The organism is Salinivibrio sp. EAGSL, from assembly GCF_013366455.1.
Taxonomy (GTDB): Bacteria; Pseudomonadota; Gammaproteobacteria; order Enterobacterales; family Vibrionaceae; genus Salinivibrio; species Salinivibrio costicola.
Map to the genome: position 1 here is coordinate 33817 of NZ_JABWMG010000017.1, position 20905 is coordinate 54721.

22 protein-coding genes and 1 other RNA gene are annotated in these 20905 nt (G+C 49.8%); 9 read left to right on the forward strand and 14 right to left on the reverse strand.

Annotated elements, in window-relative coordinates; translation table 11 throughout:
• Nucleotides 1-27 precede the first annotated feature (27 nt).
• Nucleotides 28-609: an RNA polymerase sigma factor RpoE gene (gene rpoE, locus HLG76_RS11310; protein ID WP_021022105.1), complete on the reverse strand. Its 582-nt coding sequence runs from the start codon at nt 607-609 to the stop codon at nt 28-30.
• Between the two features lie 332 nt (nt 610-941).
• On the opposite strand from rpoE, the gene nadB reads away from it, so the two are divergent.
• Complete coding sequence (gene nadB, locus HLG76_RS11315) at nt 942-2558, forward strand: L-aspartate oxidase (protein ID WP_175993671.1); 1617 nt, start codon at nt 942-944, stop codon at nt 2556-2558.
• 57 nt (nt 2559-2615) lie between these two features.
• On the opposite strand, the gene HLG76_RS11320 is transcribed toward nadB, so the two are convergent.
• The 3 genes from HLG76_RS11320 to HLG76_RS11330 form a co-directional block, all read right to left on the reverse strand.
• Complete coding sequence (locus tag HLG76_RS11320; protein ID WP_175993672.1) at nt 2616-4445, reverse strand: methyl-accepting chemotaxis protein; 1830 nt, start codon at nt 4443-4445, stop codon at nt 2616-2618.
• 110 nt (nt 4446-4555) lie between these two features.
• Nucleotides 4556-4966 carry a hypothetical protein gene (locus tag HLG76_RS11325; RefSeq protein ID WP_131826334.1) on the reverse strand — a complete coding sequence of 137 codons (411 nt, stop codon included), beginning with the start codon at nt 4964-4966 and terminating at the stop codon, nt 4556-4558.
• Entirely contained in the window at nt 4935-5198 is a 264-nt protein-coding gene (locus HLG76_RS11330; RefSeq protein ID WP_021022110.1) for a succinate dehydrogenase assembly factor 2, read from the reverse strand. The genes HLG76_RS11325 and HLG76_RS11330 overlap by 32 nt, the downstream gene beginning before the upstream one ends.
• Nucleotides 5199-5413: 215 nt before the next feature.
• On the opposite strand from HLG76_RS11330, the gene ygfZ reads away from it, so the two are divergent.
• Nucleotides 5414-6397, forward strand: a complete 984-nt coding sequence (gene ygfZ, locus HLG76_RS11335; RefSeq protein WP_175993673.1) for a tRNA-modifying protein YgfZ — start codon at nt 5414-5416, stop codon at nt 6395-6397.
• A gap of 158 nt (nt 6398-6555) precedes the next feature.
• Here the strand turns inward: ygfZ and gcvH are convergent, their stop codons facing one another.
• From gcvH to HLG76_RS11355, 4 genes are all read right to left on the reverse strand, one after another.
• On the reverse strand, nt 6556-6954 hold the full coding sequence (gene gcvH / locus HLG76_RS11340; protein WP_021022112.1) for a glycine cleavage system protein GcvH: 399 nt from the start codon (nt 6952-6954) through the stop codon (nt 6556-6558).
• A 177-nt stretch (nt 6955-7131) separates the two neighbouring features.
• Nucleotides 7132-8367 (reverse strand): FAD-dependent 2-octaprenylphenol hydroxylase, encoded by a 1236-nt coding sequence (locus tag HLG76_RS11345; protein WP_175993687.1) that lies wholly within the window; start codon nt 8365-8367, stop codon nt 7132-7134.
• Nucleotides 8364-9554 carry a 2-octaprenyl-6-methoxyphenyl hydroxylase gene (gene ubiH / locus HLG76_RS11350; protein ID WP_175993674.1) on the reverse strand — a complete coding sequence of 397 codons (1191 nt, stop codon included), beginning with the start codon at nt 9552-9554 and terminating at the stop codon, nt 8364-8366. Before ubiH ends, HLG76_RS11345 begins: the two co-directional genes overlap by 4 nt.
• Nucleotides 9555-9611: 57 nt before the next feature.
• The gene (locus HLG76_RS11355; protein WP_077459801.1) at nt 9612-10190 is read right to left on the reverse strand and encodes a UPF0149 family protein; all 579 of its coding nucleotides are present in this window, start codon (nt 10188-10190) and stop codon (nt 9612-9614) included.
• Between the two features lie 345 nt (nt 10191-10535).
• On the opposite strand from HLG76_RS11355, the gene zapA reads away from it, so the two are divergent.
• The 5 genes from zapA to serA all read left to right on the forward strand — a co-directional run bounded on the left by zapA (nt 10536) and on the right by serA (nt 13985).
• Entirely contained in the window at nt 10536-10841 is a 306-nt protein-coding gene (gene zapA, locus HLG76_RS11360; protein WP_077459802.1) for a cell division protein ZapA, read from the forward strand.
• A 3-nt stretch (nt 10842-10844) separates the two neighbouring features.
• A non-coding RNA gene (gene ssrS, locus HLG76_RS11365) (6S RNA) lies at nt 10845-11027 on the forward strand.
• A 27-nt stretch (nt 11028-11054) separates the two neighbouring features.
• Nucleotides 11055-11627 carry a 5-formyltetrahydrofolate cyclo-ligase gene (locus HLG76_RS11370; RefSeq protein ID WP_021022117.1) on the forward strand — a complete coding sequence of 191 codons (573 nt, stop codon included), beginning with the start codon at nt 11055-11057 and terminating at the stop codon, nt 11625-11627.
• A gap of 115 nt (nt 11628-11742) precedes the next feature.
• Nucleotides 11743-12402: a ribose-5-phosphate isomerase RpiA gene (gene rpiA, locus HLG76_RS11375; protein WP_077646675.1), complete on the forward strand. Its 660-nt coding sequence runs from the start codon at nt 11743-11745 to the stop codon at nt 12400-12402.
• Between the two features lie 353 nt (nt 12403-12755).
• Nucleotides 12756-13985: a phosphoglycerate dehydrogenase gene (gene serA / locus HLG76_RS11380; RefSeq protein ID WP_021022120.1), complete on the forward strand. Its 1230-nt coding sequence runs from the start codon at nt 12756-12758 to the stop codon at nt 13983-13985.
• Nucleotides 13986-14055: 70 nt separating this feature from the next.
• On the opposite strand, the gene yaaA is transcribed toward serA, so the two are convergent.
• Together yaaA and HLG76_RS11390 are read right to left on the reverse strand one after the other, a co-directional pair.
• Entirely contained in the window at nt 14056-14829 is a 774-nt protein-coding gene (gene yaaA, locus HLG76_RS11385) for a peroxide stress protein YaaA (RefSeq protein WP_175993675.1), read from the reverse strand.
• A 70-nt stretch (nt 14830-14899) separates the two neighbouring features.
• Nucleotides 14900-16324: a sodium:alanine symporter family protein gene (locus HLG76_RS11390; RefSeq protein WP_236719522.1), complete on the reverse strand. Its 1425-nt coding sequence runs from the start codon at nt 16322-16324 to the stop codon at nt 14900-14902.
• Between the two features lie 239 nt (nt 16325-16563).
• Between HLG76_RS11390 and HLG76_RS11395 the strand changes: the two genes are divergently transcribed.
• On the forward strand, nt 16564-16743 hold the full coding sequence (locus HLG76_RS11395) for a DUF3545 family protein (protein ID WP_025674805.1): 180 nt from the start codon (nt 16564-16566) through the stop codon (nt 16741-16743).
• 130 nt (nt 16744-16873) lie between these two features.
• Here the strand turns inward: HLG76_RS11395 and ung are convergent, their stop codons facing one another.
• Nucleotides 16874-17575, reverse strand: coding sequence for a uracil-DNA glycosylase (gene ung / locus HLG76_RS11400; RefSeq protein WP_175993676.1), 702 nt, complete (start codon nt 17573-17575; stop codon nt 16874-16876).
• A 53-nt stretch (nt 17576-17628) separates the two neighbouring features.
• Nucleotides 17629-17754 (reverse strand): hypothetical protein, encoded by a 126-nt coding sequence (locus HLG76_RS15115; RefSeq protein ID WP_274532491.1) that lies wholly within the window; start codon nt 17752-17754, stop codon nt 17629-17631.
• 473 nt (nt 17755-18227) lie between these two features.
• Here HLG76_RS15115 and grcA point away from each other — a divergent pair, with 473 nt between their 5' ends.
• A complete protein-coding gene (gene grcA / locus HLG76_RS11405; protein ID WP_021022125.1) occupies nt 18228-18605 on the forward strand; it encodes an autonomous glycyl radical cofactor GrcA in 378 nt (125 codons plus the stop codon).
• 56 nt (nt 18606-18661) lie between these two features.
• Here the strand turns inward: grcA and thrC are convergent, their stop codons facing one another.
• Complete coding sequence (thrC, locus tag HLG76_RS11410) at nt 18662-19948, reverse strand: threonine synthase (protein ID WP_077459807.1); 1287 nt, start codon at nt 19946-19948, stop codon at nt 18662-18664.
• Nucleotides 19945-20904 carry a homoserine kinase gene (gene thrB, locus HLG76_RS11415; RefSeq protein WP_077576421.1) on the reverse strand — a complete coding sequence of 320 codons (960 nt, stop codon included), beginning with the start codon at nt 20902-20904 and terminating at the stop codon, nt 19945-19947. The genes thrC and thrB overlap by 4 nt, the downstream gene beginning before the upstream one ends.
• Nucleotide 20905 lies beyond the last annotated feature (1 nt).

Below are 20905 nucleotides of genomic sequence, written 5' to 3' on the forward strand. Positions count from 1 at the left end.
TCACCGTCATGCAGCCAGTAAAACTCGTTACCGTTTCATCAGTGGCCGGATGCGCTTTTCTACCGCTTCACGCGCTCGAAATATACGCGACCGTACCGTACCGACTGGACAATCCATTACCTGTGCAATTTCCTCATAACTGAGCCCATCGAGCTCGCGTAAGGTGATTGCGGTTCTTAAGTCGTCAGGCAGTGTTTCAATGGTCGAAAACACCACCTGCCTCAATTCTTCAGACAACATCAAGTTTTCAGGGTTCGATATTTCTTTTAACGACCCCCCACTTTCGTAATTTTCTGCTTCGTCGGCGTCAATATCGCTGCCTGGTGGACGTCGTCCTTGTGCCACCAAATGGTTTTTCGCGGTGTTCACTGCAATGCGATACAACCAAGTATAAAACGCACTTTCGCCACGAAACCCCGGCAAAGCACGATACGCTTTAATAAACGCTTCTTGTGCGATATCCGGAATATCACCACTGTGTGAGCCTACATAGCGGGCAATAAGGTTACATACCTTATTTTGATATTTGACGACTAACAGATTGAAAGCTTGCTTGTCACCATTCTGTACACGTTCTATTAGAACCTGGTCGGTTAGCTGCTCGCCCATTCGAGCGTTTACTCCTTGGTTGATCTTTTCGCCCGATTATCGACATTCTAGGTCCGACGTTGTCAGAGCGCGGTTAAACCCGCTTGCGAGCTTTCGCTGAGAATTCGATGACCGCTTAGGAGAAAAGTTCCTCACCATGTTGGTTTTATTATGCGTGAAATCACATTACTGTGACGGAATGACCAAAGCGCGCGTCTTTGGCTGCGTGTATTGTCCCCCAAACAATGCCACGGTTGCAAACTTTCACCCAAGCAAGACTGGATTTGATCTTAGCGCGCGCGGCCGCGTCAAATTGGTGTAACATTGGGAGCGCAGAAAGAGGATTAGGGATCATGACGACCACAACTCAGGAACATCAATGTGACGTGTTGGTCATCGGCAGCGGTGCCGCTGGCTTATCGTTGGCGCTACGTTTGGCGCCCACGCACCGGGTTATCGTACTCAGTAAAGGCCCTCTCAGTGAAGGGGCGACACTCTACGCACAAGGCGGCATCGCCGCTGTTTTTGACGAACAAGACTCAGTGGAGTCCCATGTCGAAGATACACAAATAGCCGGTGGCGGTATCTGTGATACCGATGTTGTCGACTTTATCGCCCGTAACGCCAAAGACTGTGTTCAATGGCTGATTGATGGCGGCGTGCCCTTCGATCAAGAAGACAGTGATGATGAAACCCCGCGTTATCATCTCACTCGCGAAGGTGGTCATAGTCATCGACGTATTCTACACACCGCCGATGCAACCGGTATGGCGGTGCAAAATTCATTGCAAGATAACGTTCGACAACATCCTAATATCACCCTACTCGAGCGTCATAACGCGCTGGACATTATCACGCGTAAAAAAGTCGGACTCGGCGGCCCTAATCATGTGTTAGGGGCCTATATTTGGAATCGCAATCAAGAAGTTGTAGAAACTGTCCGCTGCAATTATGTGGTGCTGGCAACAGGTGGCGCGTCTAAAGTGTATCAGTACACCTCTAACCCAGACGTCTCTTCTGGTGATGGCATTGCGATGGCATGGCGAGCAGGTTGCCGTGTCGCGAATCTTGAGTTCAATCAGTTCCACCCGACTTGTTTATACCACCCTGACGCGCGTAACTTTTTGCTAACCGAAGCATTACGTGGTGAAGGTGCGCACCTAAAACGCCCGGATGGATCGCGCTTTATGCAAGACTTTGATCCGCGTGGTGAGCTTGCTCCCCGTGATGTCGTGGCGCGTGCGATTGATTATGAAATGAAACGGCTTGGCGCTGATTGTATGTATCTCGATATCAGCCATAAAGATCCGCAATTTATCACCAAGCACTTCCCCACCATTTACGAGAAGCTAAAAGAGTACGGCATTGACTTGACCCAAGACGCCATCCCGATAGTTCCGGCCGCTCACTATACCTGTGGTGGTGTGATGGTGGATAAAAATGGCACTACGGATCTGCCTGGTTTATATGCCATTGGTGAAGTGAGTTATACCGGGCTACACGGTGCAAATCGCATGGCTTCTAACTCCTTGCTCGAATGTGTGGTGTATGCGTGGTCTGCCGCTGAGCATATTAAAGCCCACTCAGACCATATAGAGCCACACACAGCGTTGCCAGCTTGGGATGAGAGCCAAGTGATTTGTTCCGATGAGGAAGTGGTGATTCAGCACAATTGGCATGAGCTGCGCCTGTTTATGTGGGATTATATGGGGATTGTGCGCTCAACCAAGCGCTTAGAACGTGCTTTGCGTCGCATTGAGCTACTTAAACAAGAAACGCACGAGTACTACGCTAATTTTCGTGTCTCGAATAACTTGCTCGAATTACGTAATTTACTCCAAGTCGCTGAATTGATGGTGCGTTGTGCCATGCAACGCAAAGAAAGTCGTGGTCTACATTACACCATTGACTATCCTGACACTCATGCCCAATCAGGTCCGACCATCCTCGTTCCCGATCAGCCTTGCTAATGTGGCGCATGGTATCGTCGCAATAAACAACGGCCAGTCTCTCGACTGGCCGTATGATTAGCTTTTAAATTCACTTACGGCCCGCTCTAAGTTAGCCGCTTCTTCTGCGACTTGATGAGCAGCTTGACGGTTTTGGCTCGCGCGTTCAGTACTCGTCTGGGCAATGTCTTGAATGTTGTGTACGTTCTGGTTAACTTCTTTAGCAACCGAGCTTTGCTGCTCTATCGCCGTCGCAATATGCGTACTCATATCCATAATCTGTTGCATATCTTGCATAATCTGTGACAGCTCTTGCGAGGCGGCATCTACTTTGGTGACAGAGCTTTCGCCATCTTCTCGACTTTGCTCCATACGCTCTGCTACTGACTGTGTTTGCGCCTGCAGCGAAGTAATAATGCCCGATATTTCATCGGTCGATTGCCGGGTACGAGTCGCTAATTGACGCACTTCATCCGCGACTACTGCAAACCCTCGTCCTTGCTCCCCCGCACGCGCGGCCTCGATGGCAGCATTGAGCGCCAGCAGATTCGTTTGCTCTGAAATGTCTTTAATGACATCCAATACCGAGCCAATGGTCTCAGACAGCTTACTCAGTTCAAGCACCTCGTTACTGGTATTGCTGAGTGTCTCGGCCAATGTCATGATCATCGCCCGGGTATCATCCACCACTTGCTGTCCATTTTGCGCACGACCTAGGCTGGTTCGCGCGTTATCAGCCGCCTGATCGGTATTGCCGGCAATATCCCGAATCGTGCTTTCCATTTCATTCATCGCCGTTGCAGCATGGGTCGTTTCATCCAGCTGCGTCGCCAGTGCGGTGCCGGTTTGCTCGGTGCGAGACTCCACCTGCTCTGCACTTTGGTGTAAAGCCTGCACCGCTCGGCTAACATCGACCACCATTTTTTGGATACTACTCAGCATCTGATTGACATCGTTTGCCATCAGTGAAATTTCATCTTGCCCAGCCTCATCGGCGCGCAAGGTCAGATCCCGTTGCTGAGTAATGGCCGCCATCTGCTGACTGAACAGCGCGATGCGCCGTTGAATACCTCGGTTCATCCACAGAGAAACCACCGTCATGATGATCGCTAACACCAATACTATCGACCCCGTCACTATCATGGTCTGGCGTAGCGCTTGATCGATCGCTTGTTGGTATTCTTTGCTTAACGCATCAAACATTTTTTCCACTTGATGCGTTTGACTCCGTATCTCGCCCAAAAGCCCTTTATCTGGCGCCAAACCTAATGCTTTTTTCTGCGCAACAACGTTTTCAACTTCAGACTGGTGAGCTTTAAACAGTGCCAATAGGTCACCTTCCAGATAATCTGTTAAGGCATCCATATGATTTTGGTATTGGTCGATGTAATCCAGATGACTGCTTTGAACAAACAGCTTGGCGTCCGCCACTAACAAGCGAGCACTGCTTTCCAGCACAATATCGTTTTCAGTTGCGGCCACGAGCGCTTGACTCGCGCTTTGCATTTGGCCTCTTAAGCCTTGCTCTGTCGTTAAACCTAATGTTTGGTAGCCGTCACCCAGTTCGCTGAACCCATTTGCATAAGCTTGCATGGCTGTCTTAACGTCATCAATCGTGACGGTTTCTAACCCAAGGGAGGCACTGCGTGCTCGAAAGTCGGTCAGTTGCTGATTAAAGGTTGCGACGTTGTTTTCAAACCGAGAGAGGTATTTGGGATCCATCCGAGCAAGAAAGTCTTTTTCATTACGGCGTAAATTAAGCAGTACGACCTCGAGATCGGACACCGCGGTTAACTGGCGATGCATTTTATCTAACCGCGTTTCCGCGTTCCAGGCCGCAGCCATCACAGCGAGTAATGCCAACACCGACATCACGGTAAGAGAAAGTAACTTGTGTTTTATTTTCATAACGACCCTACAACACCTTCAGAGCAAGACTGGATTAATCACGTACTTGCACTAACTATCGGCGATGTTAGGAAAAAGTAAAGCAAGGCAACCAAGGCGTCATAAATATGTCACAAACTATCCTGCTTTGGTTGACAATAATGCCGATAAAGCAGACGAAAATGATAGTCCGGCAAGCCATGGCGCCACAAATACAAACAGCGCGCATCCGATTGCGCTTTGAGCATCATCAGCCAAGGCGTCGCCCAGATACATGTGATGGGTTGGCGTTCGCCGCTGGGTAGCCTTATCCAATCATCAAAATACACAGTGACACAGCCGGTACTCTCGACCAGTCGGTGTTGAAAGTGAATCAATTCACGGACAACGTGAAGCATCAGGAAAGCACGCGCGCAAAGCGGGAGGGACACATGCACCGCCAATAGCCATGCCACCATCATGCCGACCAGGAATAAACAGACGGTGACATAGCGCGGGCAATGGAGTTGGCTATGTACGCAACTTACTTCGGTTATAGGCAACTACCTTCTCGACAACAGAGACCATCTTAGGATCGTCAGGTTTACCATGCCCCATCAGCCAGGCAAACAGATCCGGGTCGGCGCTTTCTAAAAATGCGACAAAATCCTGTTTTTCATTTTCATTCAATGTGTCGTAGCATGCCTCAAAATAGGGCATGACCAATACATCAAGCTCCAGCATCCCCCGACGGCATGCCCAACGAATTCGCGCTTTATCTTCAGTGTTAACCATGTTGACCTCTATCACTGATATCAGTGGATGGATACTATCAACGCCAGGGTCTGACGACCACTTTTCCCAAAAAAGAAAAGACGAATCTGAGAGCTCTCTAGCGTTAATCCGTCGTTTGGCGCAATACCCTTACAATACAAAGGCTGACAAGCCTGTTATGCACCATTACTATACGAGAGATAGCCTGTGTTTTCTCAACGGAGAGCGTGATTTATATGAGCGAATGGTATCAAACCCAAGCTTTTGAGCCTGTGGCACAACACCCCAGTGACCAGACGCCGGAACTGGCCATTGTTGCCCTCGATAATTGGGCGTTAACCAAAATTAGTGGCGACGACACTAAGTCATACTTACAAGGCCAGCTCACTTGCGATATTGAGCAGCTCGACGTGGATCAATCGACCTTAGCGGCGCATTGCGATCCAAAAGGTAAAGTCTGGTCCGTGTTACGTTTTTTCCACTTCCAAGATGGCTTAGCCATGGTGCAGCCGGCATCGATTGAGGCAACCCAATTACAGGAAGTCAAAAAATACGCCATCTTCTCTAAGATCGCATTTGATAAAGTCGACTGCGTACTTCTTGGCGTGGTTGGCGCCCAAGCGGAAAAGTGGGTGACTGACCACTTTGGCCCACAAGGTAACGTCCGCCAGGGCGAGCAGGGAACGGCGGTGATGATCGCGCCTCATCGTTGGTTACTCGCGATCACTCCCGATGCGGCAACCGCGCTCGTGAATCAGTATCAGTCGTCCGCGGTCCTTCTCAGCAGTGAATATTGGGATCGATATGAAATCGATGCCGCACTCCCTCGCATAGAAGCCGCAACCAGTGGTGAGTTTATTCCTCAATCGTTGAATTTGCAGGCATTGAATGCCATCAGCTTCACCAAAGGCTGTTATACCGGCCAAGAGACCGTTGCTCGCGCTAAATACCGAGGAATAAACAAGCGGGCTATGTATAAACTCACAGGACAAGCCACACATACACCGGTAGCAGGGGATAAAATCGAGCGTTCTGTCGGTGAAAACTGGCGCTCTGGTGGAACCGTGATTGCCGGTTACCGTCAAGCTAATGGCCAGGCAGCAGTGCTAGCGGTTCTGCCAAACAACCTCGATGACGAGACAGCATTTCGCCTAGCGGATGCGCCAGAGTTTATCTGGCAGCGTGAGCCTCTACCTTACTCTCTGACTGACGATAAATAAGTGGTGAGCTTGACATCTCCCCATGCGGCTTGGCAAACACAGGTGACCGCGGCGCTTGATCACGCCGACATCACTTACCGGGAAGCCAATAAACAGAAAGGGATCCCGCCAGGATCCCTCACTTGTCAATGCTAGTGGCACACGGTTGGTACTACACCTTAATCGGCATCTTGGTCGCCTAAGGTTTCTTCATACCCTTGTGCATCAAACAAGGCATCAATTTCTGATTCGTCAGTGGCTTGAACTTGAAAGAGCCAACCATCGCCGTAAGGATCGCTGTTGACTAACTCTGGGGCGCTATCCAACTCCTCATTCACGGCGATCACTTGCCCGGAAATCGGCGCATAAATATCTGACGCCGCTTTGACCGACTCGGCCACTGCGCAATCATCCCCGGCATCAAAGGTGTCACCTTCATCAGGTAAATCAACAAAAACCATATCACCAAGCAACGCTTGAGCATGATCGGAAATGCCAATGGTGAAGAGACCTTCCCCTTCAGGACGCACCCACTCATGCGTCTCAGTAAATTTTAATCCGGATGGAATATCGCTCATAATATTGTTCCTTGTTAGACCCAATGACCTTGTTATACCCAATACTCAGGTTGTAGGCTCTGGTTGTATCCAGTGCTAATGTGCAACATCCGTCGGTAAATACAAACTTCCAGACAAGCTGTTCGTCATGCTGTTTAGCATATTTTCTTTTTTTCGCCAATTTCCGTTGTCACACGATCAAGAAAAATGGGCGCGCCGAGCAGGTGACTTCGCGAGATCAGGGAGCTCTCCCTCTAGCCCCAAGGCTTTGGCCATAAAGGGCTGTTTGGCGCCGGGTAGGTGATTCACCGCGCGCATACCTACACCACGAACGAGCTTTTTCACTGGGTTTTGACCATCAAACAAGCTCCGGAATCCCTGCATCGCCGCAATCATTTGCATGGCTTCCGCTTTACGCCAACGCTCGAAATGACGCAGTGACGCATACGCCCCGACATCTTTCCCTTTTTCTGAAAGTTGCGCGAGTGTCTGTGCTAACGCGGCCGCATCTAACATCCCTAAATTCACCCCTTGGCCGGCAAGCGGATGAATGGTATGTGCGGCATCACCGATAAGGGCAATGCGCTCAGAGGCAAAATTCTGAGCATAACGCATGGTAAGAGGATAACTCGCACGCGGTCCGGCCACCTCACATCGGCCTAATCTAGCGTCAAAGGCAGCCGTGAGCGCCCGCTCGAATCCATCAGACGCCATGTCGCGATACTCCGACGCTTGTTCAGGCGGCACCGACCAAACAATGGAACATAAATGCGGATCGGACAGTGGTAGAAACGCTAAAGGGCCATCAGGCGTAAAAACCTGACGCGCAACGCCTCGATGAGGGGCTTCTGTACGTACCGTTGCCACCACAGCATGGTGTCCATAATCTCGCTGAACCAATGGAAAGTGTGCTTGCTCGCGCACCCATGAGCGAGCGCCATCGGCTCCGACAACCAGCTTTGTCGTCACACCACCTCCCGAGGCCAATTGCAACCAGGTTTCGCGCTCACCTTGCATCATAGACTGGCACTGCTCAGGCATGAGCATAGTGACATTACTCTGCTGCTGCACTTTGTCGAGCAGGGCAAGTTGAATCACGCGGTTTTCAACAATGTGTCCTAGGTTTTGCTGACCAAATGCCTGTGCGTCAAAATCAATTTGCGCAAAGCTATCTTTCTCCCAAACGTGCATTTTTTGATAGCTTGCCAGTCGGCGTGCGACGATACCCGGCCAAACATCTAAGGCACGAAGCATATTCTCGCTCGCGCGACTCAGTGCCGATACACGGTTTTCTGGTAGATCGTCTAGTGTTGTTACCGGTTTTTTACCTTCAATCACAACGATGCGTAAGTCCGTTTCTGCCAGTGAGGCGGCAAGTGTTAGCCCCACCATTCCGCCACCTACAATCGCGACATCTGCATTGATCATCTTCATTTCGGTTCTACCCATCCTATGGTGCGTTGCACGAGGGGTTGTTTCACCCTTTCTATGGTCGACATCAACCCCAAACCTGCGTTCCGTGCGGCTGCAAGTAGTGCACTCTGATTAGAAAAAAGATGAACGAGCCCTGATGTTAGTGCGACGGTTGTATCTCTGTCTGGCTGGCGTTGACTGGCATAATCCATCAGGACCGGTATCGCGCCAATATCTTGCCCGCGCTGGAAGGCTGCGCTGACAGTTTGAGCCAGCGTGATGACATCTCGCAGGCCGAGGTTAAAGCCTTGTCCTGCAATGGGATGTAAACTTTGTGCTGCGTTGCCAACTACCGCCACACGATGACTCACCGGCCGCACGATCTGATTGAGCACCAGCGGGTAGGTATGACGTTCTCCGACATGAAGTAACTTACCAAGACGCCAACCGAAAACCTGTTGTAAGCGTTGTAAAAAAACCGAATCGCTGACTTGGGTGAGCGGTTGCGCCTCATCGGGAGTCATGCACCACACTAATGAGCAACGTCCTTGCGACATGGGCAGTAACGCGACGGGCCCCGTGTCGGTAAAACGCTCAAAGGCGTGACCTTGATGCGGAAGCGCCGTAGACACATTGGCAATCACAGCCACTTGGCCAAAGTCGTGCTGCTGCCGGGGGAGATGGAGCAAACGACTACAAGGTGAGCGACCGCCATCGGCGGCAATGAGTAATGATGCCGTTAGCGATTGTCCTTGTTTAAGTGTGACAGTAACAGCGTCAAGCTTTCGCTCAATCGCGATCACTGCATCAGGACAAAAGACATCGATGGCGGGACGCGCATGCAGTTTTTGGTGCAATACCGCGCCGGCATCTGCCAGTTCAATGACCTGACCGAGATATGACACGCCCTGCGTTTGCGCATCAATATGCGTTTGCCCAGCATGACCACGATCTGAAACGTGAATATGTTGGATCGGTGTGCCAAACGGCGCCAACGCCTCCCAAAGTCCCAGTTGCTCAAAAGCAGCGCAACTGCCCTCGGCTAACGCGATACTCCGCGCATCATAACCTGGGTGATCACCATGGTTTGGCACCATCGCCTCAACGACCGCAATACGTAACATCCCGCCACTTAGCGTATCTAACGCCAGTGCCGCGGTTGCGCCGGCCATTGCACCACCAGCAATCACTATGTCATAGGCTTTCATCCTACTTTTCCTCACCCTGAGTCATCACCACGCCTCAAACCGCAGACGTCATTGCGGTTAATGGCGTGTTTTTGGCGTCTCGTCGTCAGTTTCAAGACGTGCGCCAAGCTCGGCATGGACAACCAAGCTACACACACGCACATGCTCAACAACCTGCTCAAGCAAGTCCGCTTGCTCTTGCAAATCCCCGTCTTCGTCAATCCCTAACTGCGCCACTTCCTTTAAATCGCTGAGCGCTTCTGTGACGTCTTTGGATAGTTTACGCCCCTTTGTCCCAATCAGACCAACGCCAGCAAGAAAGGTATTAATCCATTCCACTAACGCTTCTGCACGGGCAACGACACCCGAGTGTTCATCATCCGGAACATAAATATCGAGATCTAAATCCGTTCCTGTCAGTTGGGTTTTCAATTGATGGTAGCTCTGCATGGCCAAGGTTTTTGACTCGGTCGGCCAGCCCATTCCTTGGTTGGTATAATCATAAAGCATGGTTAGCCAACTCCCCTCTTCCAGTGCCAAGCCACCACTTAGCATGCCGGCGATCAATCCATGCATTTCTGCCGGCGTAACCGCCAGGCTATCTGCTGTTAATATTTCTGCAGTCTTCGCATATGCGGGTAAACGGGTTTCAGTCACAATGTTGCCCTTGGTCGTGCGCTCAAAAATAAGTGGGTTAGTTTAGCATTTCACACCACAGGGCTGAATCACTCAGCGAAAAAACCCGTGATTCTTGGCCAGCTTGTGCGATGCAGAATTATTCTGTCCATTATGGTGGCCACAAGCCCAGTGTAAAAGCAGGAAGGCCGTTGCCACGATGATAAAGATCAACCCCTCGGTGTCCATTTTTGTCTAAATTCTCTGCATCACTCACCAAGGCGGCTTTCGATGTAGTGTATTCGGGAAAATAATTGCTAGAATAGCGCCATTATTCTGTATCTGGCCCTCGACATTGCGGGCCGTATGAGGAGCCAGCTTGGGACTATGAACACACAACCGGTTGAAATTAAAATCCTGGATCGCCTTGTTCGCGTCAATTGTCCGCCTGGACAAGAGCAAGCGCTTAAAGATGCAGCAAACGAGTTCGATCAACGGTTGCATCGGCTGGCAGAGCGCACTAAAGTAACCAATACAGAGCAGCTAATTGCCATTGCCGCTTTGAATGTTTGTCATGAATTAAATGATGCCAAACAAGCGTTGGAGACAGTTGAAGATCAGGTCAAGCAACGAACCGCCCTGATGACCGCCCAACTCGATAAAGCAGTGGCAGTGCAAGGATCGCAAAAATAATCGAATTCCCTGGGGTGTTTGTCAGCGGATCAACGTCCCTGAGCCGATAAGCAAACCGAAGGGTGTGTTGTTATAAGCTACTGAGCAAGCTCGGCTCGTACCGAGAAGCCTACGGTTTATACTACCCACCCGCCTTGAACCAGCGGGTTCAAGGGCCATCGATCCCAACGGCATCCCGGGGCCCTCCTTTACAGGCTAGCATTAAGGACAGTTATGCAGCCCAGACAGCAGATTCGCCAAACCATCCGTCACGCGCGTCGCCAGCTCTCGCCTGAACAGCAAACCGAGGCGGCCCAGCAGGTTGCGGCACGCTTTATGACATTACCTGACGTCGTTCATGCGCAGCGTATCGCCTTATACCTCTCTTTTGACGGTGAGTTGGATACCCAACCGGCAATCAACGCCTGCTGGCAGGCAGGAAAACAGGTTTATTTACCGGTTGTTCATCCGTTCAGTCGCGGCCATTTGCTGTTTTTACAGTACCACCCTCACACGCGCATGCGCCTTAATCGTTATAACATTGCCGAGCCCACTTTAGATATTCGCACCCTGATCCCTAGCTCAAAACTGGACATCATCGCCACGCCATTAGTGGCTTTTGACGCCGACGGCCAGCGCCTAGGCATGGGTGGCGGCTATTATGATCGCACGCTGGGTTTGTGCGCGCCAAATGCGACCGCCATTGGCCTCGCCCATGATTGCCAACGTTGGCATTCATTACCTTGCGAGCAATGGGATATTCCTTTACCCCATATACTGACACCAAGCCAACACTGGCATTGGTGAGCCATCATTTCGCCAACTAAGACGTTGACTCACATCGATTTCGCGACCCATAGCCTGACGCCACGATTTGGCTTCGCTATAATCACGCCTTATTCCCCGTTACGCAGGAGTTACCATGACCCAGGACGAAAAGAAAAAAGCCACCGGTGAAGCGGCGGTAGAGTATGTTAAGCCAGGCAGTATTATTGGCGTTGGCACCGGCTCGACAGTGAATTACTTTATTGATGCCCTTGAGCCAATGAAAGAAAAAATTAAAGGGGCGGTATCAAGCTCAGACGCGTCGACCGAGCGCTTAAAAGCGTTAGGGATTGAAGTCTTTGATGCCAACGAAGTGGGTCACCTCGATATCTATGTTGACGGTGCGGACGAAATCAATAAGCGCAATCATATGATTAAAGGCGGCGGCGCCGCATTGACGCGCGAGAAAATTGTTGCCGCCATTGCCGATAAATTTATCTGTATTATCGATGATACCAAACACGTCGATGTGCTTGGCGAGTTCCCTCTCCCTGTCGAAGTCATCCCAATGGCCCGCTCTTACGTGGCACGAGAGCTTGTCAAGCTGGGCGGTGATCCTTGCTATCGTCAAGGCGTGGTGACTGATAACGGCAATGTTATCTTGGATGTTCATAACCTCAAGATTCAGGATCCTAAAGGTCTCGAAGATACCATTAATGGGATCCCGGGCGTGGTGACTGTAGGCTTATTTGCCAACCGTGGTGCCGATATCGTCCTAACCGGCACCGATTCCGGGGTGAAAAAAGCGGCAGAATAAACGCATAACCCTGCAGATCAACGGCTTATACCTGCCCATTAGCAGCATTAAAAACCAACCGTTTGCGCTCAATGTAATCAATAAGTTAAAAGCACCTTTTTAAAGGTGCTTTTTTTATGGCATAGAACGGATAATTCTTACCCCTTATATAAATTTTTGTTATCTTGGTCACTGTTCTGATACCGGTTCATCGCAGGCCCATGTGCGACTTGGCGTAAAAAGATCAGGCTACTGACCACGTCACCCATTGCACTGTCTTCACCAGAAATCTAGGGGAAAGGGTGACGATACCCCCCGGCGTTCAGGCGCAACATTGCGACCCACTATTGTTTCTAAGGAAGAGAACAGCCCACATGTCACACTATTCATTGGACAAGAATAAGATAAAAATTTTACTGCTCGAAGGCGTCCACCCCACAGCCGTTGAATCATTCAAACAAGCGGGTTACACCAATATCGAGTATCACAAAGGCTCACTCACCGGTGAAGACCTTGAAACCGCGATCAAAGACGCGCATTTTGTTGGGTTACGCTCACGTACCCAGCTCACCGAAGCTGTTTTTAAGCAGGCCAAAAAACTGGTGGCTGTCGGATGCTTTTGTATCGGGACCAATCAAGTTGATCTCGATGCCGCCGCGAAACGCGGTATCCCGGTTTTCAACGCGCCCTTCTCAAATACTCGCAGCGTCGCCGAGCTCGTACTGGGTGAAATTTTGTTGCTACTGCGCGGCATTCCTGAGAAAAACGCCAAGGCTCACCGTGGCGAATGGTTAAAATCGGCTGAACGTTCTTACGAGGCGCGCGGCAAAGTGCTTGGGATCATTGGCTATGGCCACATTGGTACTCAGCTCAGTATTTTGGCCGAAAACCTCGGGATGCGAGTCTATTACTATGATGTCGACAACAAGCTTTCACTCGGTAATGCCATTCAAGTTAACTCGCTAACGGAGTTACTGAATCGCAGTGATATTGTTTCTTTGCATGTTCCAGAAACCGCAAGCACACAAAATATGATTGATGCCGACGCGTTCGCACGCATGAAGCCGGGTGCAATCTTTATTAATGCTTCACGAGGGACCGTGGTTGATATTGACGCGCTCTGCGGCGCTTTAGAAAGTCAGCACCTCGCAGGGGCCGCGATCGATGTCTTTCCTGTGGAACCAAAAACCAATAAAGAAGCGTTCAGTTCACCGCTGCAGGCCTTTGATAATGCGTTACTCACGCCACATATTGGCGGCTCGACCCATGAAGCCCAAGAAAATATTGGCCTTGAAGTGGCAGGAAAATTAATCAAATACTCGGACAACGGGTCGACACTATCGTGTGTTAATTTCCCTGAAGTGTCATTGCCTGAGCATCAAGGTCGCTCACGCTTGCTGCACATTCATGCCAACCGCCCGGGTGTGCTCACCAAAATTAATACCACCTTTGCCGATGAGGGCATTAACATTGCCGCTCAGTATCTACAAACGTCGGCACAGATTGGTTATGTGGTCATTGATGTGGAGATGGAGCAAGCGGATAAAGCATTGAAAAAACTCAAAGCCATTGAAGGCACCATACGTGCACGTATCTTACACTGAGATAACGCGCCAGTAGCGTCGATCAAAAAAAGCCCCGATTGGGGCTTTTTTACTACTCACAGTCTTGTCTTTACTGCTCGTCGCGCAGAAATACCAACTCATTACCTTTAGACAGTTCTTCACTGAAGTAGTAACCAGCAACATCAAACCCTTTAATATCTGTCACGGATGTCGCTCGTTGATCAATCAGATAACGCGCCATCATCCCACGGGCTTTTTTCGCGTAGAAACTGATCACCTTGTACTGCCCATTTTTGCAGTCTTTAAAGACGGGCGTGATAATATCACCTGCGAGTTTTTTCTTGTTGACCGCTTTAAAATATTCATTGGAGGCGAGATTGACCAGTAGCGGATTGTCTTGCGTCGCTAACGTCTCGTTGAGTGCATCTGTGATGATATCGCCCCAAAACTGGTACAAGTTATCGCCACGCGGCGTCGCTAACTTGGTGCCCATTTCCAGGCGATAAGGTTGCATCAAATCAAGCGGACGCAATAGGCCATAAAGGCCAGAAAGCATTCGAAAATGCGCTTGTGCCCAGTCAAAGTCCTGCTCTGACATCGAATTTGCATCCAAGCCTGTATAGACATCCCCTTTAAACGCCAAGGCTGCAGGGCGAGCATTGTCAGGTGTAAATGTCGGTGACCACTCAGCAAAGCGTACCGCGTTCAGGCTAGCAATTTTATCACTCACCTTCATCAATGAGCCGATATCGGCAGGCGTCAGTTGACGGCATACCGCTATCAACGCCTCTGAATGCGGAGTGAACTGCGGCTTTGTGTATCGTTCGGTTGGTAACGGTGACTCATAATCCAGCGTTTTTGCCGGAGAAACCACAATCAGCATTTTGCTAACCCCTTTGTTGTCTGTCTATCGCTAAGCCTATCATTCCGGTGCAAAAAAAACACCGTTGCCCCTAGCGCTTAGGAAGCGGCCACGCTTTTTCATCTAATTGGCTATGTAACTCAGGAAACCGGCGACTATCAAACACAGGCACCCGCCCTAACGAACGTTGTGTGTGATAGTCGGCCGCGAGACGTTTCACTATTCCCGACAGCAATAAAATCGCGATCATATTGACGAGCGCCATCATCCCCATGGATGCGTCTGCCAGCGTCCAAACAAGCGGTAGCTCCGCCAATGCACCAAACATGACCATACCTAAAACGAGCGCACGAAAATAAGGGAGTGCCGGACGCCAGCGGCCATTGATAAAAAGTAGATTGGTTTCAGCATACGAGTAATTGGCAATAATCGAGGTGAATGCAAAGAAAAAAATCGCCACGGCAACGAATTGTTCTCCCCACCCCCCAACTTGTGCACTTAGTGCCCGCTGTGTTAATTCAACTCCCGTCACTTCCCCCCCGGGAATATACTCTCCAGACAGAAGAATGATCGCCACAGTTGCGGTACAAATCACCAAAGTATCGACAAAAACCCCGAGCATTTGCACATAGCCTTGAGAGACAGGATGTGGCGGATAAGGCGTCGCTGACGCTGCCGCGTTCGGGGCAGATCCCATCCCGGCCTCATTCGAAAACAAGCCGCGTTTAATCCCTTGGATCATGCCTTGCGCCAAGGTATAACCCAACGCGCCGGATGCCGCCTCATGTAAACCAAACGCGCTTTTTATCACCAGCATAAAGACGGCTGGCACCTGATCAAGGTGCATGATCACCACATACAAGGACAGCGAAAGATATAGCAGCGCCATCACTGGGACGACGACTTCTGCGGTTCGGGCTATCTGTCGCAGACCGCCATAAATAATCAACCCACTGACCAGCACCAACCCTGCGCCTACGTATGCAGGAGGCCAGCCAAACGCCACTTGAGCCGCTTGCGAAATAGAATTGGCTTGGACCGAGTTAAACACCAACCCGAAGGCGAGAATGAGTAAAATAGAAAAAAGGATCCCCATCCAACGCATGCCAAGACCATGCTCCATATAATAAGCCGGCCCACCGCGAAAATAACCGTCGGGATCTTGTACCTTATACACTTGCGCCAAGGTACTTTCGGCAAAGGCCGTTGCCATACCAAGAAATGCCATCAGCCACATCCAAAAAATGGCACCCGGCCCACCTAACGACAATGCCACCGCCACACCGGCCATGTTCCCCGTGCCCACGCGCGCCGCGAGACCCGTACAAAGGGCTTGAAAAGAGGAAATGCTACCGTGGTCATGGCGGCGGCTATGACGCATAACAGAGAACATATGCGAGAAATGACGAAATTGGATACCGCCCAACGTCAGCGAGAAAAAGATACCTCCGCCAATGAGCACATAAATGAGTACCGAGCCCCAAATCAGATCATTGATAAAAGTGAGTAGGCTCAATTGACTGTCCCTCGTCATATTAAAAAGGAATGATGATATGGCGCGCAATCTTCGCGTGAACGGCTACCGAGGTCAATTTAAACTCGCCGCTGTTGAGTGAATCGTCACTGATTTGGAAAATCAGTGAGCGCAATCTCATAAAAACTTCATCTCACTGCCACAAATGAGAAATAGTTCAATTTTATGTTAGGGGTGAGTGTGGTATTAAAAAACTAACCGCAAGGTGAAAAGAGGTGACTATGGAAAACATTGCCTTTAACGATATGTTTGAGCAAGACCCACCACGGCGCAATGGACGCGCAAAACCAGTCAAACGTAAATGGAGAGAAATTGAAGCGCTGAAAGATAAACAGCGGCTAAAAAAAGAATTGGAAGACATCGATATTTTTGGCGATTTCTCTCAACTGGACCTCGATTAACTCACCCTCAACATAAAATGACTAAAAGGTGCTCAATGAGCACCTTTTTTATCTTCAATCCGACGCGGATCCGTCCGCTTAACGCTCATCTATCCGCTTAGCGTCTGTTTATCGGCTAGCGCTTCACCGTTCATCCATGCTTATCCGCTGTCTCGTCATCTAAACGCGGTTGCCAATCAATCGGACTGCTTCCCTGCTCGAGCAAATATGCATTGGTTTTTGAAAAGTGTTTACAACCAAAAAAACCACGATGAGCTGAAAGCGGTGAGGGATGAGGCGCCGTCAATACATGGTGGCGATCACGGTCAATGGCTTTGCCTTTTTTTTGTGCATGTGCCCCCCACAGTAAAAAAACAACGCCTTCGCATTGCGAATTCACCACATCGATCACGCGGTCAGTCAATGTTTCCCAACCTAACTTAGCATGTGAATGCGCTTTACCCTGCTCCACGGTCAGCACCGTATTGAGAAGTAACACACCCTGCTGCGCCCAACTTTGTAAGTAACCGTGCGAGGGGATCTTAAAACCGTCAATGTCAGTCGCAAGCTCTTTATAAATATTGACCAATGAAGGCGGTGTTTTTACCCCTGGCCGTACCGAAAAGCTCAGTCCATGTGCTTGGTTCGGTCCGTGATAGGGATCTTGACCCAAGATCACCACCTTTACATCACCAAGCTCGGTGAATCGAAAAGCATTAAACACATCGTCTTTTTGGGGAAAGATCGGAACGCCCTTGGCTCTTTCACCGTCGACATACGCTAAGGTATCGCGAAAATACGCGTGTTGTTTTTCTTCGGCCAGCACCTGCTGCCACGTTTGCGCCTGAGTCATGGTTGCTCCTTATCATCACACCGGCGCTATTTTAACGAGGCAGCCGCTTAAAATCAGTGGGGAGTCCGATCTTTTGTTCGCTCGGTGTGGGCGTGATAGTGACGCTGGCAGCGGCCTTGAACCGCACGGTTTGGCGTTGGCAAGCTAGTACGGGGCATGGTCGTGGTTGGCTGAGTCATAAGTCGCTCCTTATCTCGCTACAAAGGTGTCGCCTCTTTATTAAGGCCATATTGCTTATGAAAGATTAATGCCAACCTTTTTATTCTATATTAATCATATAGTTAAATTCAACCTCCCGACTCACACCTACGTAGTTGCGCACCGATAGTGCAATGCTGCCTCCTTATCGCACACCGACAGAGCCCAGACAGAGCCTGTGAGTGTACACAAGAGCGCATAAAAACTTTCATTTGTAATAAAATAACAACACAGACAAGTTCTTTAATACGAATAGGTTTTTATTGCACTTAAATACGTGCTACATAACTGAAATAAATGAACTTATGTTGATGCAAGATAAATACCCGCCCCCTAAAAATGGTTATAAGTTGACCTAAATCAATATATATACATCGAAAAAGGCGTATATATAAGGGCTCAAAATGATGAAATCTTACATCATTAAAGTCACTATCAATAAAGGGGATAGGCCATGATCACCGGCATTCAAGTAACCTCAGCGGCCAATGATGACCTTATCAATTCTATCTGGTTGATCAATAAAGACGCAGACCAAGCTCGTTGTGTTTGTGCAAAGCAGGGCTTTGAAGCAGACCAAGAAGTTGCTTTGTCTTCTTTGGGTGAGTTTGACTATCGCGAAGTCGAAATCGAAACCCAAGCCGTTAACGAAGGCGGCCAGCATCTCAACGTTAATGTACTGAAGCGCGAAACGTTGGAAGATGCCGCCAAGCATCCAGAGAAATATCCGCAACTGACCATTCGCGTATCAGGGTATGCCGTCCGTTTTAACTCGCTAACACCTGAGCAGCAACGTGATGTGATTACTCGCACCTTTACTAGCTCGCTATAAACAAAGGTCGATACACCCAATAAAAAGCCCGCTACGTAGAGAGCGGGCTTTTTTTATTACGCGTTTGCCAATCGAAGTAAATACGCCCTTAAAGCGGTAAAATCAGCGTCTTGCTCGCTAGATAACAGTGCCATCTGCGCATGCTTGGCTAACGGACCGGGCAAGGGAATATCTTTTTCTAAAATGGCATCAACCGACTCTTTAAACTTCGCCGGATGAGCCGTACATAAAAAGATCCCTTCTTCCCCATCTTCAAGTTGCTGCTCAAGTAACCGGTAAGCAATTGCCCCATGAGGTTCACATAAATAGCCGGCTTGAGCCAACGCGCGTAAGCTCTCTGCCGTTTCTTCATCGTCTGCCCACCCAGAGGCGAGCTCAGCTAACGGCCATTGCTGACGGCGAAACAGCTCTTCAATACGGGGCCAATTATTCGGCTGACTCACATCCATCGCATTTGACAAGGTTGCCACGGTTTGATGCGGTGCCCACTGACCGGATTGCAAATAACGCGGTACCGTGTCATTGGCATTGGTTCCGGCAATAAACCGTTTAATCGGTAACCCCATCGCTTTGGCCAGTAACCCGGCCGTCAGGTTGCCAAAGTTACCACTCGGCACGGCCATGACCAATTGATCGCGTTTGTGCTTGGGCACTTGGGCGACCGCTTCAAAGTAGTAACAGATTTGTGCCATCAAACGGCTGATATTGATCGAATTTGCCGAGTTAAGCCCTATCGTCTGTCGCAGTTCGTTATCATCAAAGGCTTGTTTGACGAGGCTTTGGCAGTCATCAAAGTCGCCATTAATGGCGACGGTATGGATATTGCCGCCAAGGGTACAAAAGAGCTTTTCCTGCAGTGGGCTGATTTTGCCTTTTGGGTATAAGATCACCACATCAATATTGTCGATCCCATAAAAGGCGTGAGCAACCGCGGCCCCTGTATCCCCGGACGTTGCAGTCAAGATAGTGATCTTTTTACCATCAGACACCGCTGCAATTGACTGCGCCATAAAACGGCCGCCGAAGTCTTTAAACGCCAATGTCGGCCCATGAAAAAGCTCGAGCGCATGAATATGTTCGCCCACTTGCTTAAGCGGAGCGTCAAAATTAAACGCTTCGCTGACCAGCTCACGCACATGACTTTTGGGCAACTCCTCGCCAATCAGTGCCGACAAGATCTCGGTACTGCGCTCAACCAATGGCATGGCAAGCAGTGCATCCATGTCATCAAACTGTGGCAAAGCATCGGGAAAGAACAGCCCTTGTCCACGCCCTAACCCTTGCTGAACCGCTTGAGAAAACGAAACGACTTCGCTGTGATCTTTTATGTTGTAAAGCTTCATGCATGACTTCCTATTGCTTTTGCGCCTTGTCCATCAATGCGACATACATGAACAAAGCCATCGTTATTTTGTACATACTGCTCACGCAGCCATTGCGCCAAACGTTCAGCAACCTGTTGATCGTCACAGACACTAAACAGGGTGGGTCCTGAGCCGGATATTCCCGTAGCCAATGCCCCACAGTTTGCCGCGTGCGCCCGTGCTTCAGCAAAACCAGGGAGTAATTTTTGTCGGTAAGGTTCAGCAATCACATCACATATTAAACTGGCCGCCAGTTTAGGTTGTTGGGTGTGACACGCATGAATAAAACCACCGAGATAACGGCCGTGTGCGATCACATCCTGACGGCGATATTGCGCGGGTAAAATAGTACGGGCCTCAGCCGTCGATACCTTGATACCAGGATAGGCCATGACCCAATACCAGTTTTCAAAGTGCGGCACCGCTTGACTGATCACGCCTTGGCTTTCGAGCATGAGCTGTAACCCACCGAGGTAACAGGGCGCGACATTATCATAATGAAGGCTGCCTGAAATCGATGCCTCCATCTCTCCCATTAGCGCCAGCATGGTGGTTTCATCTAACGCATGATCGTGAAAGCGGTTTAACGCATCCAAAGCGGCCACAATCGAACAGGCGCTAGATCCCAGCCCCGACCCGATCGGCATATTCTTTTCCAATACCATAGCGACAGGTTTGACAGGCTGATTATTCGCCTGCAAGGCTGCGGCGTATGCCAGGTAAGCTTTGTACACAATGTTATCTTGCTCATCCGACGGTAACTTATCGGTAAAGCGGCCTTGGCAGCGCAATGAAAAAGGCGTTTTTCCCCCATCAGCTACTTCAACCACATCGCCAAGTAAACTGCCGTCGATAGGGCTAACTGCGGCGCCCAACACATCAAAGCCAACACTGACATTACCAATCGATGCTGGCGCATAAACACGTACCGCCATG